We start from the raw sequence: 16,548 nt of genomic DNA on the forward strand, positions 1-16,548 counted from the left end.
ATGCGCCTCACCGGCAACCGCTTCGTCATCATCGGCCGCGCGGGCATGGATTTCTACCCCGACCCGCCCGGCACCAGAACCGAAGAGGCCAGCCGCTTCTTCGCCTGTCTGGGCGGCTCTTCGGCCAATATCGGGGTGGCCATCCGCAGGCTGGGCGGCAGCGCCGATCTTGTCACCTGCGTCTCGGACGACGCCATCGGGCGCTTCGCGCTCAACGAGCTGGACAAATACGGCATCGGCCGCGCCCATGTCCGCTCTGTCGGCGGCGAGGCGCGCAATTCGCTCGCCGTGGTCGAGAGCCGGATCGAGGATCATCAATCCGTCATCTACCGCAATGGTGCCGCCGATTTCGAGATGACGACCGCCGATGTCGAGGCCGTGGATTACAGCCGCTATGACGCGCTCATCACCACTGGCACGGTTTTCGCCGCCGAACCCTCGCGCTCCGCGGCCTTCCGGGGGTTTGAACTGGCCAAATCGGCGGGCCTGCCGCTGATCTTCGACATCGACTACCGCCCCTATAGCTGGCCCTCACCCCGGACCGCCGCCGAGGTCTATTCCCGCGCCGGTGCGCTTTGTGATGTGATCGTCGGCAATGACGTGGAATTCGGCTTCATGGCCGGGGATTACGCCAAGGGGCTCGACAAGGCGCGCGCGCTGGTCGCGGATGGCGCAACCCTCGCCGTCTACAAGATGGGCGAGAAAGGCGCGATCACCATCACGCGCGACGCCGAGATCACCACCGGCATTTTCCCCACAACCGCGCTCAAACCCACCGGCGCGGGCGACAGTTTCATGGGCGGGCTGGTCGCGGGGCTGGCCGATGGCCTGCCGGTGCGCGAGGCCGTCCTGCAAGGCTCTGCCAATGCGGCGATGGTCGTCGCCCGCGTCGGCTGCGCGCCCGCCATGCCCACGCGCGCGGAACTCGACGATTTCCTGCAACGTCACGCCGACCCCAGCGCCGCCTGACAGGATCCGCCCATGCATATCGCCCCTTTCGACAACCAGAACCGGCCCATCGTGGACAGGCACAATGCCCATGTGCCTCTGGTCTATTTCAACATCGTGAAACTGCGCGCAGGCGAGAGCTTCGACTACCGCGTGCAGGGCTATGAAACCTGCATCGTCCCCGCAACCGGCACGGTCACGGTCGAAACCGGCGGCGAGATCTTCAAAGACATCGGCCAGCGCCGTGCCGATGTCTGGGATGGCGATCCCGAAGGCGTCTATATCCCCACCGACACCGCCGCCCGGATCACCGCCCAGACCGACGCCGAAACCTTCATCGCAGGCGCGCGCTTCGCAGAGACCCTCACCCCCTTCGCCGTGCGCGCGCCGGATCTGGATGTGGTGCAATATGGCAGCGACGACACCAAGACCCATCGCAAGATCAAGCATATCCTCGGTGCCGCGCATCACGACAGGGTAGGCCGGCTTCTGGTCTCGGAACTCTTTACTGTGGGGGCAGGGGGCTGGTCCGGCTTTCCCAGCCACAAGCACGACACTGACCGCCTGCCGGACGAAACCCGCCATGACGAATGCTACAATTTCCGCTTCAAGCCCGATTACGGCTCGGGGCTGCAAATGCTGCAACGGGTCGATAACGAACCGGGCGACGCCTTTCACATCGTCAATGGCTCCACCGTGCTGATCGACAAGGGCTATCACCCCTGCTGTGTGCTGCCGGGCTATGAGATGTATTATTTCACCATCCTTGGCGGCCAGTCGCAGCGCAGCCTGAAACAGTATTTCCAGCCCACGCACGCGGCACAACTGCACACGATCCCCGGAATCATGGATATGGTGGCCAAGTTCAAATGACCCTCGCAACGCTTTCAGATGTCCTGCACCCCGCGCTGAGTGGCGGCTATGCCGTCCCCGGCCTTGTCTGCCTCGGCTGGGAGGATATGCGCGCCTATGCCATGGCCGCGCAGGCCGAACGCGCCCCCGTCATCCTGCAGGCCGGACCAAGCTGTCGCGCGCATACGCCCCTGCCGGTGCTGGGCGCCATGATGCGCCATCTGGCCGCAAGCGTCGATGTGCCCGTCGTGGTGCATCTCGACCACGGCTATACGCTGGACGACTGCCGCGAAGCGCTGGAGGCGGGCTTCACCTCGCTCATGTATGACGGCTCGCGCAAACCGGTTTCGCAGAATATCGCAGAGACCGCACAGGTGGCGGAAATGGCCCATGCCGCCGGTATCTCCTGCGAAGGTGAAATCGGCTTTGTCGGCTATTCGGGCGGCGAAGGCTCTGCCGGAACCGACCCCGAAGACGCCGCCATTTTCGCCCGCGACAGCGGCGTCGACGCGATGGCCATATCCGTCGGCAATCTGCATCTGCAAACCGATCACGGGGGCGGGCTGGATGAAGCCCGCATCCGCGCGATCGAGGCCGTGACCGAGGTGCCGCTGGTCATTCACGGCGGCTCTGGCGTGCCCTATGCCCAGCGCGCCGCCCTCGCCGCCGGATCGCGCATTGCGAAATTCAATATCGGCACGGAATTGCGCATGGCTTTCGGCAAGGCGCTGCGCGATGCGGTCAACGCAGATCCCGCGCGGTTTGACAGGGTGGCGATACTGAAAGAAACCCATGATCCGGTCCTGCAAGCCGCCCGCGCGGTCATCCGGGGCCTTGGTGCATCAGGAAAGGCGTGACATGCTGAGAATGGCAATACTGGGCTGCGGGCGGATCGGACAGGTCCATGCCCGCAGCATTGGGGCACTGGGTGGCGCGCAACTGGTGGCGGTCGCCGATGCGATCCCCGAGGCCGCAGAGGCGCTGGCCGCCTCAACCGGCGCGCGCGTCTCCGATGTGGACGCGATCCTCGCGGCCCGCGACGTCGATGCGGTGATCATCGGCACCCCCACCGACAGCCATTTCGAGCAGATCATGGGCGCCGCCAAGGCGGGCAAGGCGATCTTCTGCGAAAAACCCGTCGATATGTCGGTCGCAAATATCCGCAAATGCATGCAGGCCGTTCAGGCGGCAGATCTGCCCTTCATGACCGGCTTCAACCGCCGGTTCGACCCCAATTTCGCCGCCCTGCGCGCGCGTCTGCGCGCTGGTGATATCGGCGCGGTGGAACTGGTCAGCATCACCTCGCGCGACCCTTCGCCGCCGCCCGTCTCCTATATCGCGCGCTCGGGCGGGCTGTTCCGGGACATGATGATCCATGATTTCGACATGGCCCGCTTCCTGATGGGCGAAGAATTTATCCGCCTGCATGCCATGGGCAGCGCGCTGGTCGATCCCGAAATCGGTGCTGCGGGCGATGTCGATACGGCGGCGGTGATCCTGACCACAGCCAGCGGGCGCATCTGCCAGATCTCGAACTCGCGCCGCGCCGCCTATGGCTATGACCAGCGCATCGAGGTGCATGGCCAGCGCGGCATGCTGCGCGCCGAAAACCAGCTGGAAAGCACCGTCGAGATCGCCACCGAAACAGGTTTCCGCCGCGACCCGGCGCAGCATTTCTTTCTGGAACGCTATGAAGCCGCCTATCTCGCCGAAATGCGCGCCTTCATCGCCGCTGCAAAAGGCGAGGCGCGGCTCGGTCCGGGGATCGTGGACGGGCTCAGGGCGCAGATACTGGCCGATGCCGCCACGCAGTCGCGCGAGACCGGCCAACCGGTTGATCTGGCGGCGGATTAATCCGCGCCGTCAGAGCGCCAGTTCAGCACCAGATGCCAGGCCATATAGCCGCCGACCGCTGCCGCCAGATAGCCCCAGATCACATTGCCATAGGCCCATTCCATCCCCGCCCAGACAAAGGGCAGCGCCACCAGCAGGTAGCGGCGCCATTTCGGGCGATAGAACGGGTGGTTGGGGTCAATCAGGCGCATCCGGTTTCTCATCTCGCATTTGGCCCGTCCAGTCTAGGCCGATCACAGCCAGCCCCGCAAGGGCGCTCCCCCCCGACTTCATCTTGCCCCAAATACTCCCGCCAAAGGCCACGGGCCGCAAGGCCCGTCCCCCGTCACCAGCGCCTGCGCGACAATCGTTGACATTCTGTCGATAAATAACCAGCCATGCAATGAGGGCTTAGGCAGGCAGGGGCGGGCGCGTGACAGCAATCTCGCAGAACACATCCGCGACGGGCGACGCGCCGACGATCCATGCGCTTGGCGTCGATGGCGTGCTGATCAGCTTCGGCTCCGAGCTGACGGAACCGGCCAATCGCGCGGCACTCGCCTTTCATGCGGCCCTGTCCGGCGCCGATCTGCCGGGGCTCAAGGAAGCCGCGACCTCGCTCACCTCGGTCTATCTGCGCCTTGATCTCTCGGCCTGCGATCTCGAAACCCTGCGCCCCGCCCTCGCAACACTGCTGCAAAGCCGCGACTGGTATGACGCGCCCTTGCCCGCAACCCGCAGGCTCTGGCGCGTGCCTGCCCTCTTTGGCACAGAACTTGCACCGCAACTGGAAGAGGCCGCAGCACTGGCAGGGCTTCCCCCCCAGGACGCGATTGCCGAACTCTGCGCTGCCCCCTTGCGCGTTCAGACCATCGGTTTCGCCCCCGGCCAACCCTATCTTGGCCAATTGCCCGAAAACTGGAACCTGCCCCGTCAGACCGACCTCACCCCGCGCGTGCCCGAAGGGGCGCTTGCCGTGGCGATCCGGCAGATGGTGCTTTTCTCGGTCAGCACCCCCACCGGCTGGCGGCATGTCGGCCAGACCGCGCTGCGCCTGTTTCAGCCCGACCGCCCGGACCCGTTCCTGCTGCGCCCCGGCGACGAGGTGCTGTTCCAGCCCGTCTCGCGCGCGGAGTTCGAGACGATCCGCCGCGACGCGCCGAATGGCGGCGCGGTCTCGGAAAGGGCGGGCTGATGGCCGCGATTCAAGTGCAGCGCGCCGGGCCGGGCGTCACGCTTCAGGATATGGGCCGCAATGGCTATCTGGCGCAGGGCCTGTCGCGCGGCGGGGCCATGGACCGGCTGGCGCTGATCGAGGGGGCGGCGCTTCTCGGCCAGGACCCCACGCTGGCCGGGATCGAGATTGCCGGAAGCTATCTCAGCCTGCGCGCGGATAACCCGGTTCGCATCGCCCTGACCGGTGCGCCCATGCGCGCGCGCTGCGACGGCGCGGCGCTCGCATGGCAGGCCAGCCATCTGCTGCCCGCAGGCGCCACGCTGGATCTCGCGGGCAGCCCCGGCGGCTACAGCTACCTGAGTTTCGGCGGCGGGCTGGAGTGCGAAAAACTGCTGGGCGCACGTTCCGCGCATCTGGCAGCGGGCATCGGGCGGATGCTGGCGGCTGGCGACAGCCTGCCCCTCGGCGCGGATCCGGGCCAGCGGGTCGGACAGGCGATCACGCCGCAGGCGCGGTTTGACGGCGGGGTGCTGCGGATCGTGGCAACCCCGCAAACGCGCCTCTTCCCCGAACCCGACCGCCAGCGCTTCACCGAAACCCGCTTTCGCAAGGATACACGCGGCAACCGCATGGGCCAGCGCCTGATCCTTGATGGGCCGGGTTTCGGGCTGAAAACCGGGCTCACGATCCTGTCCGAAGCCATCGCCCCCGGCGATATCCAGATCACCGGCGACGGCATGCCCTTCGTGCTGCTCGCCGAATGCCAGACCACCGGGGGATATCCGCGCATCGCCACCGTGCTGCCCTCGGACCTGCCGCGACTGGTGCAGGCCCCGGCGGGCGCGGATCTGCGCTTCCGCTTCATCCCGCTGCAAGAGGCCATCGCGCTGGAACGCGCCGAGACCGCGCGCCGCGCCGATCTGCGCGCGGATCTGCGCCCCCTGATCCGCGACCCGCATGACATGGCCGATCTTCTGGCCTATCAATTGATCAGCGGCGTGACCCGCGGCGATGATCTGGAAAGGACCGAAGGATGATCACACAGATCGACCTGAATGCCGATATGGGCGAAAGCTTCGGCCCATGGCCCATGGGCGCGGATGCAGACCTGCTCAGGGTGATCACCTCGGCCAATATCGCCTGCGGCTTCCATGCGGGCGACCCGGATGTGATGGCCCGCGCCATGGCGCAGGCAGTGGCGCAGGGGGTGGGCATCGGCGCGCATCCGGGCCTGCCCGACCTGCAGGGCTTCGGGCGGCGGCGGATGCAGATCGCCCCCGATGAGGCCCGCCATCTCGTCGCCTATCAACTGGGCGCGGCGCAGGCCATGGCGCGGCTCGCAGGCGGCAGGGTGCGGCATCTGAAACTGCATGGCGCGCTGGCGAATATGGCGGCTGAAGACGAGACACTGGCCCGCGCCTGCTATCAGGGCGCGCTCGCGGTGGACCCGGAAATCATCCTGATGGTCATTTCCGGCACCGCACAGGCCCGCGCGGCGCAGGCGCTGAACGCGCGCATGGCGCAGGAAATCTTCGCCGACCGCGCCTATACCGAAGACGGGCTGCTGATGGATCGCCGCCTGCCCGGTGCGGTCATTCATGACGCCGATCAGGTCAGCGCCCGGATCCTCGCCATGCTGCGCGCAGGCGCGATCATCACCGCAGAGGGCACGCATCTGCCCGCCCGGATCGACACGATCTGCCTGCATGGCGATACCAGCGGCGCAGTGTCGCTGGCGCAGGCGCTGCGGGCAAGGCTCACTGCCGAAGGGATCGCGCTGCGCCCCTTCGAGGGCGCGCGCGCCACAAAACAAAACACTTGACCCCCCCCGCTCAGGCGTCGATTTCGACCCGTCCCAGCGGCTTCGAGCAGCAGGCAAGGATATAGCCCTGCTCGATATCGTCCTCGCTGATCCCGCCATTATGGACCATATGCACATCGCCCGCGATCTTGCGGGTCTTGCAGGTGCCGCACAGCCCGAAATTGCACCCGGATGCGACCGGCAACCCCTGCGCCCGCGCGATCTGCATGATCGTGTCGCCTTCGGTGCAGGTGACAGACAGACCAGAGCGCGTGAAAACGATCTCGGCCTGCGCCGTGTCATCGGGCACAGGATCATCAAATTCCTTGATCTCGGCCACGGTCTCGGCGGGCGCGTGAAAGGATTCCTGATGATAGCGGCCCATGTCATAGCCCAGCGAGATCAGGATCTCGCGCACCGAAGTCATGAAGCTTTCCGGCCCGCAGCAATAGACATCGCGCTCCAGATAATCGCTGCACATCAGACCCAGCATCAGCTGGTTGAACTGACCCCGATAGCCGGTCCAGACCTCGTAGGATTCGGGGCGGCTGACCACGAAATGCAGCGCCAGCCCCGAGATGCGCGAGGCCATATATTCCAGCCTGCGCCGGAAGATCAGGTCGCTGGGCTTGCGGGCGCATTGAATGAAACAGATATCCGGGTCTTCGCCGCGCTCAAAGAGCGTGGTTGCCATCGACATCATCGGCGTGACACCCGATCCCGCCGAGATGAACAGGTATTTCCCGTCCGGCTGCGGCGGCAGATGGAACAATCCCGCCGGGCCAAAGGCGCGCAGCCGCATGCCAACCTGCAGATGATCATGCATCCAGCGGGTGGCCACCGATCCAGGCTGCACCTTGGCGGTGATGCTGACATAGGCCGCGGTCACGGGCGACGATGAAATCGTGAAGGTCCGCTGCACATTGCCGCCGGGGGCAGGCACATCCAGCGTCAGGAACTGCCCGGCGCGATAGACGAAGATCGAGGCAGAGGGCGGGCGAAAGACAAAGGTCTTGACCCCCGGCGCTTCGGGCAGGATCGCCACGCATTCCAGTTCCTCATCATCGCGCCAGATGGGGCTGTCCTTGGTCGGCATCGGAATCATGGTGCTTACTCCGCTGCGATCCGCCGTGGGCCCATCAGGGCCGATTGCAAGCTGCGGCAATACCAGTCCACGAACTGGTTGACGCCACCTTCCTGCACCTGACTATAGGGGCCGGGCAGATAACCGGGCGAGTTGATCCCGCGCTGGTTCTCCTCGACGATGCGCCGGTCCTCGTCATTGGTGCTGATCCAGACCTCGGTCAGGCGTTTCAGATCATAATCGCGCCCTTCCTCGGCATCCTTATGCACGAGCCATGTCGTCGTGACCTGCGTCTGCTGCGGGCCGACCGGCAGCACGCGGAAGGTCAGCACCTGATCCGACAGAAAATGGTTCCAGGTGTTCGGATAATGGAAGAACAGGCACGACCCGGCATCATCAAACGGCACCTTGCCTACACGTTTCGACACCGCCGCCTTGCCATCCAGCGTGTAGCTGACCCCCTTGCCCAGAAACGGGATGCGCACGAAGCGCCAGCGCTCGGACGGGTCGATCACATATTTCGCGGGCAGCCCGGCAGCCTCGCAGCGCTCCACATGGGCGCGGCCCGCATTGCTGCTGGTGCTGTCATCCGCCCCGACCAGGTTCGGATCATCCGGGAAGGTCACACAAAGCGAGGGGTGCGAGCCCGCGCAATGATAGCATTCGCGGTTATTCTCCAGCACCAGTTTCCAGTTGGCCTGCTCGATGATGCTGGACTGATGCGCGACTTTCAGATTGGCCAGATCATGCGGGCCAAGATAGCGCGCGGCCTGTGCCTCCAGTGCGCTGGTATCGGGCGCCTCCTGCCCCAGACAGATGAACACCATGCCTGCGATCTCGCGACAATGGACCAGCCCCAGCCCATGCTGCGACGGGTCGAAATCCGCGCCCATCTCGCGCGCCCAGAGCAGTTTGCCATCCAGATCATAGGTCCATTGGTGATAGGGGCAGACCAGCTTGGGGGCATTGCCCTTCTCGGCAGAACAGATCCGGCTGCCCCGGTGGCGGCAGGAATTGTGAAAGGCCCGGATCACGCGATCCGCCCCGCGCACGATGATCACCGAGGCCGTGCCCACATCCAGCGTGATATAGGCGCCGGGTTTCGGCAGTTCCGCAGCAGGGGCGGCGAAGATCCAGTCCCGCTGCCAGATCTCGCGCAGATCGGCGTCATAGACATCGGGGTCATTGTAGAAAGCTTGCGGCAGCGAATGCCACGGCTTGCGCGACATGAGCAGGTACAGCAGGTCAGAATTGCTGATCATCGGAGGGGACTTTCGTGGCAAGAGATCAGGGGTTTCCTGATAGAATCCGGTTGCGTTGTTTCAGCCAATTTCTCGCCCCGCGCAGCGCGCGAGGCGCGCACGGAAGCGGCGCAATATGGTCCACTCGCGCCATGGCTGCGATTCGGGATATTCTATCACGAAGCGCATCACAGCGTCCGCATCAGCCGCAGCGCATCATAGATCGCGGCATGGGTGTTTCGGGCGGCAACAGCATCGCCGATACGGAAGAGCTGATAGCGGCCCGCAGCGTTGGTGCACAGGCTCTGGGCGCCACCCGCGACAAGCGCCTCGTAATCCACCTCGCCCAGATTGACCGATCCCTCACGCAGCTCGAAATACAACTCGTCCAGCGGGCGGGTGCCGTGATTGACCACGACCTGATCGACCTCACGCATCCGTGTCACCCCGCCATAATCGCTGCCGATCCGCGCGATCAGCCGGTTGCCCGCGCGCGCCACGGCATCCAGCTTCCATGTCACCGTGAATGTCACATCCCGCTGCTGCAAGTCGCGCATCGCAGGCGTCAGCGACATCCCCATGACCTCGGGCGCGAAGCTGCGGTCACGGGTCATGATCTCGACCTTCGCGCCCGTGGCCGCGATCTTCTCCGCTGCCTGCAGCGCCGGATAATCGCCCGCATCATCATAGATCAGCACATCCGCGCCCGGCTTCACATCGCCCGACAGAATATCCCAGCTCGACACCACGAGATCATTGCCCGCGCCCAGAACCTCGGTATGCGGCAAGCCACCTGTGGCAATGATCACCACATCAGGGCTCTCCGCTTCCACCGTTGCGGCATCCGCATAGGAATTGAACCGGAACTCCACCCCCAGCCGTTCACATTCGGCAAGGCGCCACTGGATGATCTGCATCATCTCGGCCCGGCGCGGGGTCTGCGCAGTCAGCCGGATCTGCCCGCCGGGATCATTCGCCGCCTCATGCACGACCACGGCATGCCCGCGTTCCGCCGCCACCCGCGCCGCTTCCAGCCCCGCAGGGCCCGCGCCCACGATCACCACGCGCCGCGGCACCTCACCCCGCGCAATCGCATGCGGCTGTTCCAACTCCCGCCCGGTCGAGGGGTTGTGCAGGCACAGCGCCATCCCGCCCTGATAAATCCGGTCCAGACAGTAATTCGCCCCCACGCAAGGCCGGATGCGATCCTCCTCGCCGCGCAGGATCTTGGCCACGATATGGGGATCCGCCATATGCGCCCGCGTCATCCCCACCATATCCAGCTTGCCGCTGGCAATCGCATGACGCGCCGTCGCCACATCCTGAATCTTGGCCGCATGGAAGGTCGGGAAATCAGTCGCCGCACGAATTTCCCCCGCGAAATCCAGATGCGGGGCAGAGGCCATGCCCTGCACCGGAATCACATCGGTCAGCGCCGCATCCGTGTCGATATGCCCGCGAATGACATTCAGGAAATCGACCATGCCGCTGGCTTTCAGCTGGCGCGAGATCTCCAGCCCGTCTTCGCGCGTCAACCCGCCCGGCAGTGCTTCATCCCCGGTATAGCGCACCCCCACGATGAACGCATCGCCACAGCGCCTGCGGATCGCGCGCAGCACGTCGAAGGTAAAGCGCAGCCGGTTCTCGAGCGACCCGCCATAGGGCCCATCCAGATCATTGGTCAGCGGCGACCAGAACTGATCCATCAGATGCCCGTAGGCCTGCAATTCGATCCCATCGAGCCCCGCCGCCTGCATCCGTTCCGCCGCCGCCGCATAATCTTCGATAATCCGCGCAATATCCCAATCCTCGGCCTTTTTCGGGAATGCCCGATGCGCGGCTTCGCGCTCGAATCCCGGCGACACCACCGGCAGCCAATCCGCCTTGTCCCAGCGCGTGCGGCGGCCCAGATGGGTCAGCTGGATCATCACCGCGCAGCCGTGTTCGTGGCACTCATCGGTCAACTGGCGCATCCAGCCCACCACCTCGTCTTTCCAGGCCAGAATATTGTTGAACACCGGCGGGCTGTCGCGCGCGACGCTCGCAGATCCGGCGGTCATGGTCAGCGCCACCCCCGCCCGCGCCCGTTCGACATGATAGGCGCGGTAGCGCTCCTTCGGCATCCCGTCCTCGGGATAGGCCGGTTCATGGCTGGTGATCATCAGCCGGTTCTTCAGCGTCAGATGTTTCAGGCGATAGGGCTGGAGGAGAGGGTCGCTCGACATGGGGAAACTCCTTGGCTGCCCCCAAGGCTCACAAGAAATGTACACTTATGTCAAGAAAAAGATCACCCCTGTATATTTATCTTGCGCAACCCGCCGCCCAGCCTATGCTGCCGCCCATGGAAACCGCATCAATGACTGACACCGAGACCGAGAAAACCACAGGCTGGCGCGGCTCGCGCGCGCTCTGGCTGGATGCCGCCCGCCGCGCCTTGCTGGAGAGCGGGCTGGAGGCCGTGAAAATCCAGCCCCTCGCCAGCCAGCTGAACCTGTCGCGCACCAGTTTCTACTGGTTTTTCAAGGACCGGCAGGCCCTGCTCGACGCCCTGCTGGACGATTGGGAAGCGCGCAATACCGGCGCCTTCGTGCTGGCGCGCGACGCCTATGCCGAAACCATCGCCGAGGCGATCCTGAACCTGATCGCCGTTTTCTATGACCCCGATCTCTTCGATCCCGACTTGGATTTCGCGGTGCGCGCCTGGGGGCAGGGGGCCGATGCGGTCAAAGCGCGCGTGAGTGCCGCCGATGACGCGCGCCTCGCGGCCATCCGCGCGATGTTCCTGCGCTTCGGTTTTGACCCGACAGAGGCCGATGTCCGCGCCCGCACGGTCTATCTGACCCAGATCGGCTATATCTCGATGCAGGTACGCGAAGACATGGCCACCCGTCTCACGCGCGTGCCGGGCTATGTCAAAACCTTCACCGGCCTCGCGCCCGGTCACAGCGAAATGGCCCGGTTCGAAGCACGGCTTCGCCCGACCTGACCCGCCCGCGCCGGTCAGGCTTTTCTCGCGCGCGACACCTTGCCAGCACGACCGGCTTGGACTAGCTTCCGCCCCAGAACCGTTGGGGTGCCCTGTCATGGGGCTGAGAGGCGCAAGCCAACCCATCGAACCTGATCCGGATCATACCGGCGGAGGGAACGGTGCATGCATGCGCTTACTGCGCAGATCCCGTTTCCCTTGCCTTGGGTGTTGCAGCAAGGGGGCGAAGATGATCCCGATAGCATTGACCATCGCAGGCTCGGATTCCGGCGGCGGCGCGGGCATTCAGGCCGATATCAAGACCTTTTCGGCGCTGGGCGTCTATGGCGCGAGCGTCATCACCGCGCTGACCGCGCAGAACACCCGCGCTGTGAGCATGGTGGAACCGGCCAGCCCCGCCATGATCGCCGCCCAGATCGCCGCCGTCTTCGATGATCTCGACCTGCGCGCGGTCAAACTCGGCATGCTGGGCGGGCCAGAGGCGATTGCGACTGTGGCGCAAGGGCTGGCCGGGCGCGCAGTCCCGGTCGTGCTCGATCCCGTCATGGTCGCGAAATCCGGCGACCGGCTGCTGCCAGCCGACGCGCTGGATGCGCTGCGCGACCGCCTGCTGCCCCTCGCCACGCTCCTGACCCCGAACCTGCCCGAAGCGGCTGACCTGCTGGGCGAACCCGTGGCCCATGACGAGGACGCGATGATCCGGCAAGGGCAGGCCCTGCGCGCCATGGGGGCGCAGGCGGTGCTGATGAAGGGCGGCCATGCCGCGGGGGCGGAATGCGTCGATCTGTTGGTCACGCAAGCGGGCGTCACCCGCCTGCCCGCGCCCCGCCAGAACACGCGCAACACCCATGGCACCGGCTGCACGCTTTCGGCCGCCATCGCCGCCGGTCTGGCGCAGGGCAGGGCGCTGCCAGAGGCCGTCACCCGCGCCCATGCCTATCTGCAAGCCGCGATCGCGGCGGCCGATCAACTGACGGTCGGCTCAGGTCACGGCCCGGTGCATCATTTCCACAAGGTCTGGCGCCATGGCTGATCTCACCATCATCGGCGCCGGTGTCGCAGGGCTATGGGCCGCCCTTTCCGCCCGCAAAGCGGGGCTTGAGGTCCGCGTGATCGACCGTAACGGCCCGCCGGGCCCGCATGGCTGTTCATGGTGGGCGGGCGGCATGCTCGCCCCCTTCTGCGAAGGGGCCGTGGCCGAACCTGCCGTGGTCACCCATGGCCAGCACGCCGCCGCCTTCTGGGCCGGGGTGACGGATGTCACTCATCACGGCTCGCTGGTCGTGGCGCTTGAACGCGACCGTGGCGAACTGGCGCGTTTCGCGCGGCGCACAACCGGTCATGCCCTTATCGACGATATCGCAGCACTGGAACCCGACCTCGCGCATCACAAACCCGCACTGTATTTCAAGAAAGAGGCGCATCTCGACCCCCGCCGCGCGCTCTCGGATCTGGTGGCCGCGCTGGCCGCAGCCGGGGTGCAGATCGAACGGGCCGAGGCCACGCCCGAAGACACCCAAGGCCCGGTGATCGACGCGCGCGGCATGGCTGCCGCCCTTCCCGGCTTGCGCGGGGTGCGCGGCGAAATGGTCGTGCTGCGCGCCCCCGAAATCCGCCTCTCGCGCCCCCTGCGCCTGCTGCATCCGCGCCACCCGCTCTATATCGTGCCGCGCCCGGATGGTCTGTTCATGCTGGGCGCGACCCAACTCGAAAGCACCGACCGCCGTGGCGCGACCGCCCGCGCCGTGCTGGAACTTCTCAGCGCCGCCTATGCGCTCGATCCGCGCTTTGCAGAGGCCGAACTCGTGGAAACCGGCGCCGATCTGCGCCCGGCCTATGCCGACAACCTGCCCCGCATCACCCGGCGCGGGCGGGTGCTGCATCTGAACGGATTGTTCCGCCACGGCTATCTGATGGCCCCCGCGCTGGCCGCGCAGGCGGTTGCGTATCTGACACAAGGCATCAAAGGGGATCTGCTCCATGAGGATTGAGGTAAACGGCGCGGCGCAAGACATAACCGGCCCGACACTGGCCGATGCGCTCGCAGAACTGGGCTGGACGCAAGCCCGCGTCGCCACGGCGCTGAACGGCGATTTCATCCCCAAAACCGCCCGCAGCCAGACCCGACTGAAACCGGGCGACCGGCTGGAAGTGCTGGCCCCCATGCAGGGGGGCTGAGCGCATGCGCGATTTCTACGGTGTCACCCTCGCCAACCCGCTGATGCTGGGCACAGCGCAATATCCCTCGCCTGCCGTGCTCGAAGCCGCCTTTCGCGCCTCGGGTGCTGCGGTGGCCACAGTCTCGCTCCGGCGCGAGGCCGGGCAGGGGCAGGGCTTCTGGCAGATCCTCAAGGGCCTTGGCGTGCCGCTCCTGCCCAATACCGCCGGCTGCCATTCTGCCCGCGAAGCGATCACCACCGCCCAGATGGCGCGCGAACTCTTTGAAACCAACTGGATCAAGCTCGAAGTCATCGGCCATGCCGACACGCTGCAACCCGACCCTTTCGGCCTGTTAGAGGCCACCGAGACGCTGGCCGCCGACGGGTTCGAGGTCTTTCCCTACACCACCGAAGACCAGATCCTCGCCGCGCGCCTTCTGGACGCAGGCGCCAAGGTGCTCATGCCCTGGGGCGCCCCCATCGGCTCGGGGCTGGGGCTGAACAACCGCTACGGGCTGCGCAGCCTGCGCGCGGCCTTCCCCGATGTGCCCATGGTGATCGACGCGGGGCTTGGCCTGCCCAGCCATGCCGCCGATGCGCTGGAAATGGGGTTTGACGCGGTGCTGCTGAACACCGCCGTTGCGCAGGCGGGTGATCCGGTTGCCATGGCGCGCGCCTTCGCGCTGGCCGTGCAGGCCGGGGCCTTGGCGCGACAGGCCGACCCGATGGCCCCGCGCGACATGGCCCAGCCCTCGACCCCGGTGCTTGGAAAGGCATGGCTATGAGTTTGCCCCGCTTCTACCCGATCTTCGACTCGGTCGACTGGCTGGAACGCGCCTTGCCTCTGGGCGTGAAGCTGGTGCAGTTGCGCATCAAGCATCGCGACCCGGATGCGCTGCGCCTCGATATCCGCCTCGGCCTTGCCCTCGCGCGACAATACGGGGCCGCGCTGGTGATCAACGATCATTGGCAACTGGCGATCGAGGAAGGCGCCGACTGGCTGCATCTGGGGCAAGAGGATCTGGATGCCGCCGACCTCCCCGCCATCCGCCGCGCGGGCCTGAAGCTTGGCATCTCCACCCATGACCACGCGGAACTCGACCGCGCCCTGGCGCTCGCCCCCGATTATATCGCGCTGGGGCCGGTCTACCCGACCATCCTGAAACAGATGAAATGGCACCAACAGGGGCTGGAGCGGGTGACAGAATGGAAACGGCTGGTGGGCCAGACCCCGCTTTGCGCCATCGGCGGCATGAGCGTCGAGCGCGCGCCGGGCGCTTTTGACGCAGGCGCGGATATCGTCGCTGCCGTCACCGACATCACCCTGAACCCCGATCCCGAAGCGCGGATGCGCGACTGGCTCAAGGTCTGCGCATGACCCGCTACGCCCGCCAGACCATCCTGCCCGAAATCGGCGCAGAGGGGCAGAAACGGCTTTCCCGCGCGCATGTGCTGGTCGTGGGGGCAGGGGGTCTGGGCGTGCCGGTGCTGCAGTATCTGGCCGGGGCCGGGATCGGGCAGATCACGCTGGTCGATGGCGATACGGTGGCCGCGCACAACCTGCACCGCCAGCCCCTCTACCGCATGGACCAGATCGGCCAGCCGAAAGCGCAGGCCGCCGCAAGTGCGCTCGCGGCCCTGAACCCCGAGGTCCGCGTGACCCCCCTCTGCCACATGCTTGACCCGGCCAATGCCCCCGCCCTGATCGCCGCCGCCGATATCACGCTCGATTGCGCCGACACTTTCGCCGCCAGCCTGACGCTCTCGGATCTCTGCCACGCGCAGCGCAAGCCCCTGATCACCGCCTCTGCACTGGCGCGGGCGGGCTATGTCGCCGGATGCTGCGGCCATGCCCCCAGCCTGCGCGCCATCTTCCCCGATCTGCCCGAGCGCGGGGCTACCTGCGCCACCGCAGGCGTCATGGGGCCAGTGGTCGGCGCGCTGGGGGCCCTGCAGGCGCAGATGGCGCTCTCGGTGCTGCTGGATCTGACCCCCTCGGCCCTTGGCCAGCTTCTCCGTCTCGACGCCGCCACATGGCGCATGGCGGGCTTTCGCTTCGACAACGCCCCAGAGCCCGCCGCCCCCTTGCCCTTCATCGCCCGCAGCCAGATCCGCGCGCAGGACATGCTGATCGACCTGCGCAGCGAAGCCCCGCCCTTCTCCCCGCAAGCCCGCCATATCCCGCCCGAAGCGATAGCCAGCCTGTCCCCGCCAGAGAACGCCCGCGTCGTGCTCGCCTGCGCCACGGGCCTGCGCGCCCATAATGCGGGCCAAAACCTGCAACAGCGCTGGCCGGGCGAGATTGCCCTGCTCGCCCTGACCGACTGAAACGAACCGGCCTGCCCCTGTTCTCTCCGGTCGCGAGTCCGGCGACAAAGCGCCCGGAGACCTGACCGCAACGCGCAGCAAAAACAGGCCAATCGGCACGATGACTTGCCTTGCGGGGGGGCCTGCCCTAGGTCTTGGC

Annotated in this window: 18 protein-coding genes and 1 riboswitch; of the genes, 14 read left to right on the plus strand and 4 right to left on the minus strand. The window is 66.1% G+C overall.

The features are described from left to right. The 4 genes from iolC to iolG are packed head-to-tail and all read left to right on the plus strand — an operon-like array spanning window position 1 to window position 3,654. Window positions 1-969, plus strand: coding sequence for a 5-dehydro-2-deoxygluconokinase (gene iolC / locus BG457_RS02265; protein WP_071795350.1), 969 nt, complete (start codon window positions 1-3; stop codon window positions 967-969). A 12-nt stretch (window positions 970-981) separates the two neighbouring features. After that, window positions 982-1,821, plus strand: coding sequence for a 5-deoxy-glucuronate isomerase (locus BG457_RS02270; RefSeq protein ID WP_071795352.1), 840 nt, complete (start codon window positions 982-984; stop codon window positions 1,819-1,821). Further along, window positions 1,818-2,657, plus strand: a complete 840-nt coding sequence (locus BG457_RS02275) for a class II fructose-bisphosphate aldolase (RefSeq protein ID WP_071795353.1) — start codon at window positions 1,818-1,820, stop codon at window positions 2,655-2,657. The genes BG457_RS02270 and BG457_RS02275 overlap by 4 nt, the downstream gene beginning before the upstream one ends. Before the next feature lies 1 nt (window position 2,658). Then, window positions 2,659-3,654 carry an inositol 2-dehydrogenase gene (gene iolG, locus BG457_RS02280; RefSeq protein ID WP_071795355.1) on the plus strand — a complete coding sequence of 332 codons (996 nt, stop codon included), beginning with the start codon at window positions 2,659-2,661 and terminating at the stop codon, window positions 3,652-3,654. Here the strand turns inward: iolG and BG457_RS02285 are convergent. Beyond that, window positions 3,651-3,845: a hypothetical protein gene (locus BG457_RS02285; protein ID WP_071795458.1), complete on the minus strand. Its 195-nt coding sequence runs from the start codon at window positions 3,843-3,845 to the stop codon at window positions 3,651-3,653. The genes iolG and BG457_RS02285 overlap by 4 nt on opposite strands. A gap of 221 nt (window positions 3,846-4,066) precedes the next feature. On the opposite strand from BG457_RS02285, the gene BG457_RS02290 reads away from it, so the two are divergent. The 3 genes from BG457_RS02290 to BG457_RS02300 are packed head-to-tail and all read left to right on the plus strand — an operon-like array spanning window position 4,067 to window position 6,632. Continuing rightward, on the plus strand, window positions 4,067-4,828 hold the full coding sequence (locus tag BG457_RS02290; RefSeq protein WP_245770909.1) for a 5-oxoprolinase subunit B family protein: 762 nt from the start codon (window positions 4,067-4,069) through the stop codon (window positions 4,826-4,828). Continuing rightward, entirely contained in the window at window positions 4,828-5,847 is a 1,020-nt protein-coding gene (locus tag BG457_RS02295) for a 5-oxoprolinase subunit C family protein (RefSeq protein ID WP_071795357.1), read from the plus strand. Before BG457_RS02290 ends, BG457_RS02295 begins: the two co-directional genes overlap by 1 nt. Next, window positions 5,844-6,632 carry a LamB/YcsF family protein gene (locus BG457_RS02300; protein WP_071795359.1) on the plus strand — a complete coding sequence of 263 codons (789 nt, stop codon included), beginning with the start codon at window positions 5,844-5,846 and terminating at the stop codon, window positions 6,630-6,632. Before BG457_RS02295 ends, BG457_RS02300 begins: the two co-directional genes overlap by 4 nt. A gap of 10 nt (window positions 6,633-6,642) precedes the next feature. On the opposite strand, the gene BG457_RS02305 is transcribed toward BG457_RS02300, so the two are convergent. The 3 genes from BG457_RS02305 to BG457_RS02315 all read right to left on the minus strand — a co-directional run bounded on the left by BG457_RS02305 (window position 6,643) and on the right by BG457_RS02315 (window position 11,161). Next, window positions 6,643-7,716, minus strand: coding sequence for an FAD-binding oxidoreductase (locus BG457_RS02305; protein ID WP_071795360.1), 1,074 nt, complete (start codon window positions 7,714-7,716; stop codon window positions 6,643-6,645). Between the two features lie 5 nt (window positions 7,717-7,721). Further along, window positions 7,722-8,957, minus strand: coding sequence for an aromatic ring-hydroxylating oxygenase subunit alpha (locus BG457_RS02310; protein WP_071795361.1), 1,236 nt, complete (start codon window positions 8,955-8,957; stop codon window positions 7,722-7,724). Window positions 8,958-9,124: 167 nt separating this feature from the next. Continuing rightward, entirely contained in the window at window positions 9,125-11,161 is a 2,037-nt protein-coding gene (locus tag BG457_RS02315) for an NADH:flavin oxidoreductase (RefSeq protein WP_071795362.1), read from the minus strand. Between the two features lie 131 nt (window positions 11,162-11,292). On the opposite strand from BG457_RS02315, the gene BG457_RS02320 reads away from it, so the two are divergent. The 7 genes from BG457_RS02320 to BG457_RS02350 all read left to right on the plus strand — a co-directional run bounded on the left by BG457_RS02320 (window position 11,293) and on the right by BG457_RS02350 (window position 16,409). After that, window positions 11,293-11,922 carry a TetR/AcrR family transcriptional regulator gene (locus BG457_RS02320; RefSeq protein ID WP_071795460.1) on the plus strand — a complete coding sequence of 210 codons (630 nt, stop codon included), beginning with the start codon at window positions 11,293-11,295 and terminating at the stop codon, window positions 11,920-11,922. Window positions 11,923-11,995: 73 nt separating this feature from the next. Next, window positions 11,996-12,097, plus strand: a riboswitch (TPP riboswitch). 54 nt (window positions 12,098-12,151) lie between these two features. Beyond that, entirely contained in the window at window positions 12,152-12,955 is an 804-nt protein-coding gene (gene thiD / locus BG457_RS02325) for a bifunctional hydroxymethylpyrimidine kinase/phosphomethylpyrimidine kinase (protein ID WP_071795363.1), read from the plus strand. After that, window positions 12,948-13,913 (plus strand): FAD-dependent oxidoreductase, encoded by a 966-nt coding sequence (locus BG457_RS02330; protein WP_071795364.1) that lies wholly within the window; start codon window positions 12,948-12,950, stop codon window positions 13,911-13,913. Before thiD ends, BG457_RS02330 begins: the two co-directional genes overlap by 8 nt. Further along, window positions 13,903-14,100 (plus strand): sulfur carrier protein ThiS, encoded by a 198-nt coding sequence (gene thiS, locus BG457_RS02335; protein WP_071795365.1) that lies wholly within the window; start codon window positions 13,903-13,905, stop codon window positions 14,098-14,100. Before BG457_RS02330 ends, thiS begins: the two co-directional genes overlap by 11 nt. Window positions 14,101-14,104: 4 nt before the next feature. Further along, complete coding sequence (locus tag BG457_RS02340; protein ID WP_071795366.1) at window positions 14,105-14,866, plus strand: thiazole synthase; 762 nt, start codon at window positions 14,105-14,107, stop codon at window positions 14,864-14,866. Beyond that, a complete protein-coding gene (locus BG457_RS02345) occupies window positions 14,863-15,459 on the plus strand; it encodes a thiamine phosphate synthase (protein ID WP_071795367.1) in 597 nt (198 codons plus the stop codon). Before BG457_RS02340 ends, BG457_RS02345 begins: the two co-directional genes overlap by 4 nt. Then, window positions 15,456-16,409 carry a HesA/MoeB/ThiF family protein gene (locus BG457_RS02350; RefSeq protein WP_071795368.1) on the plus strand — a complete coding sequence of 318 codons (954 nt, stop codon included), beginning with the start codon at window positions 15,456-15,458 and terminating at the stop codon, window positions 16,407-16,409. Before BG457_RS02345 ends, BG457_RS02350 begins: the two co-directional genes overlap by 4 nt. The last annotated feature ends 139 nt before the right edge of the window (window positions 16,410-16,548 follow it).

The organism is Natronohydrobacter thiooxidans (assembly GCF_001884735.1).
GTDB classification, from domain to species: Bacteria; Pseudomonadota; Alphaproteobacteria; order Rhodobacterales; family Rhodobacteraceae; genus Roseinatronobacter; species Roseinatronobacter thiooxidans_A.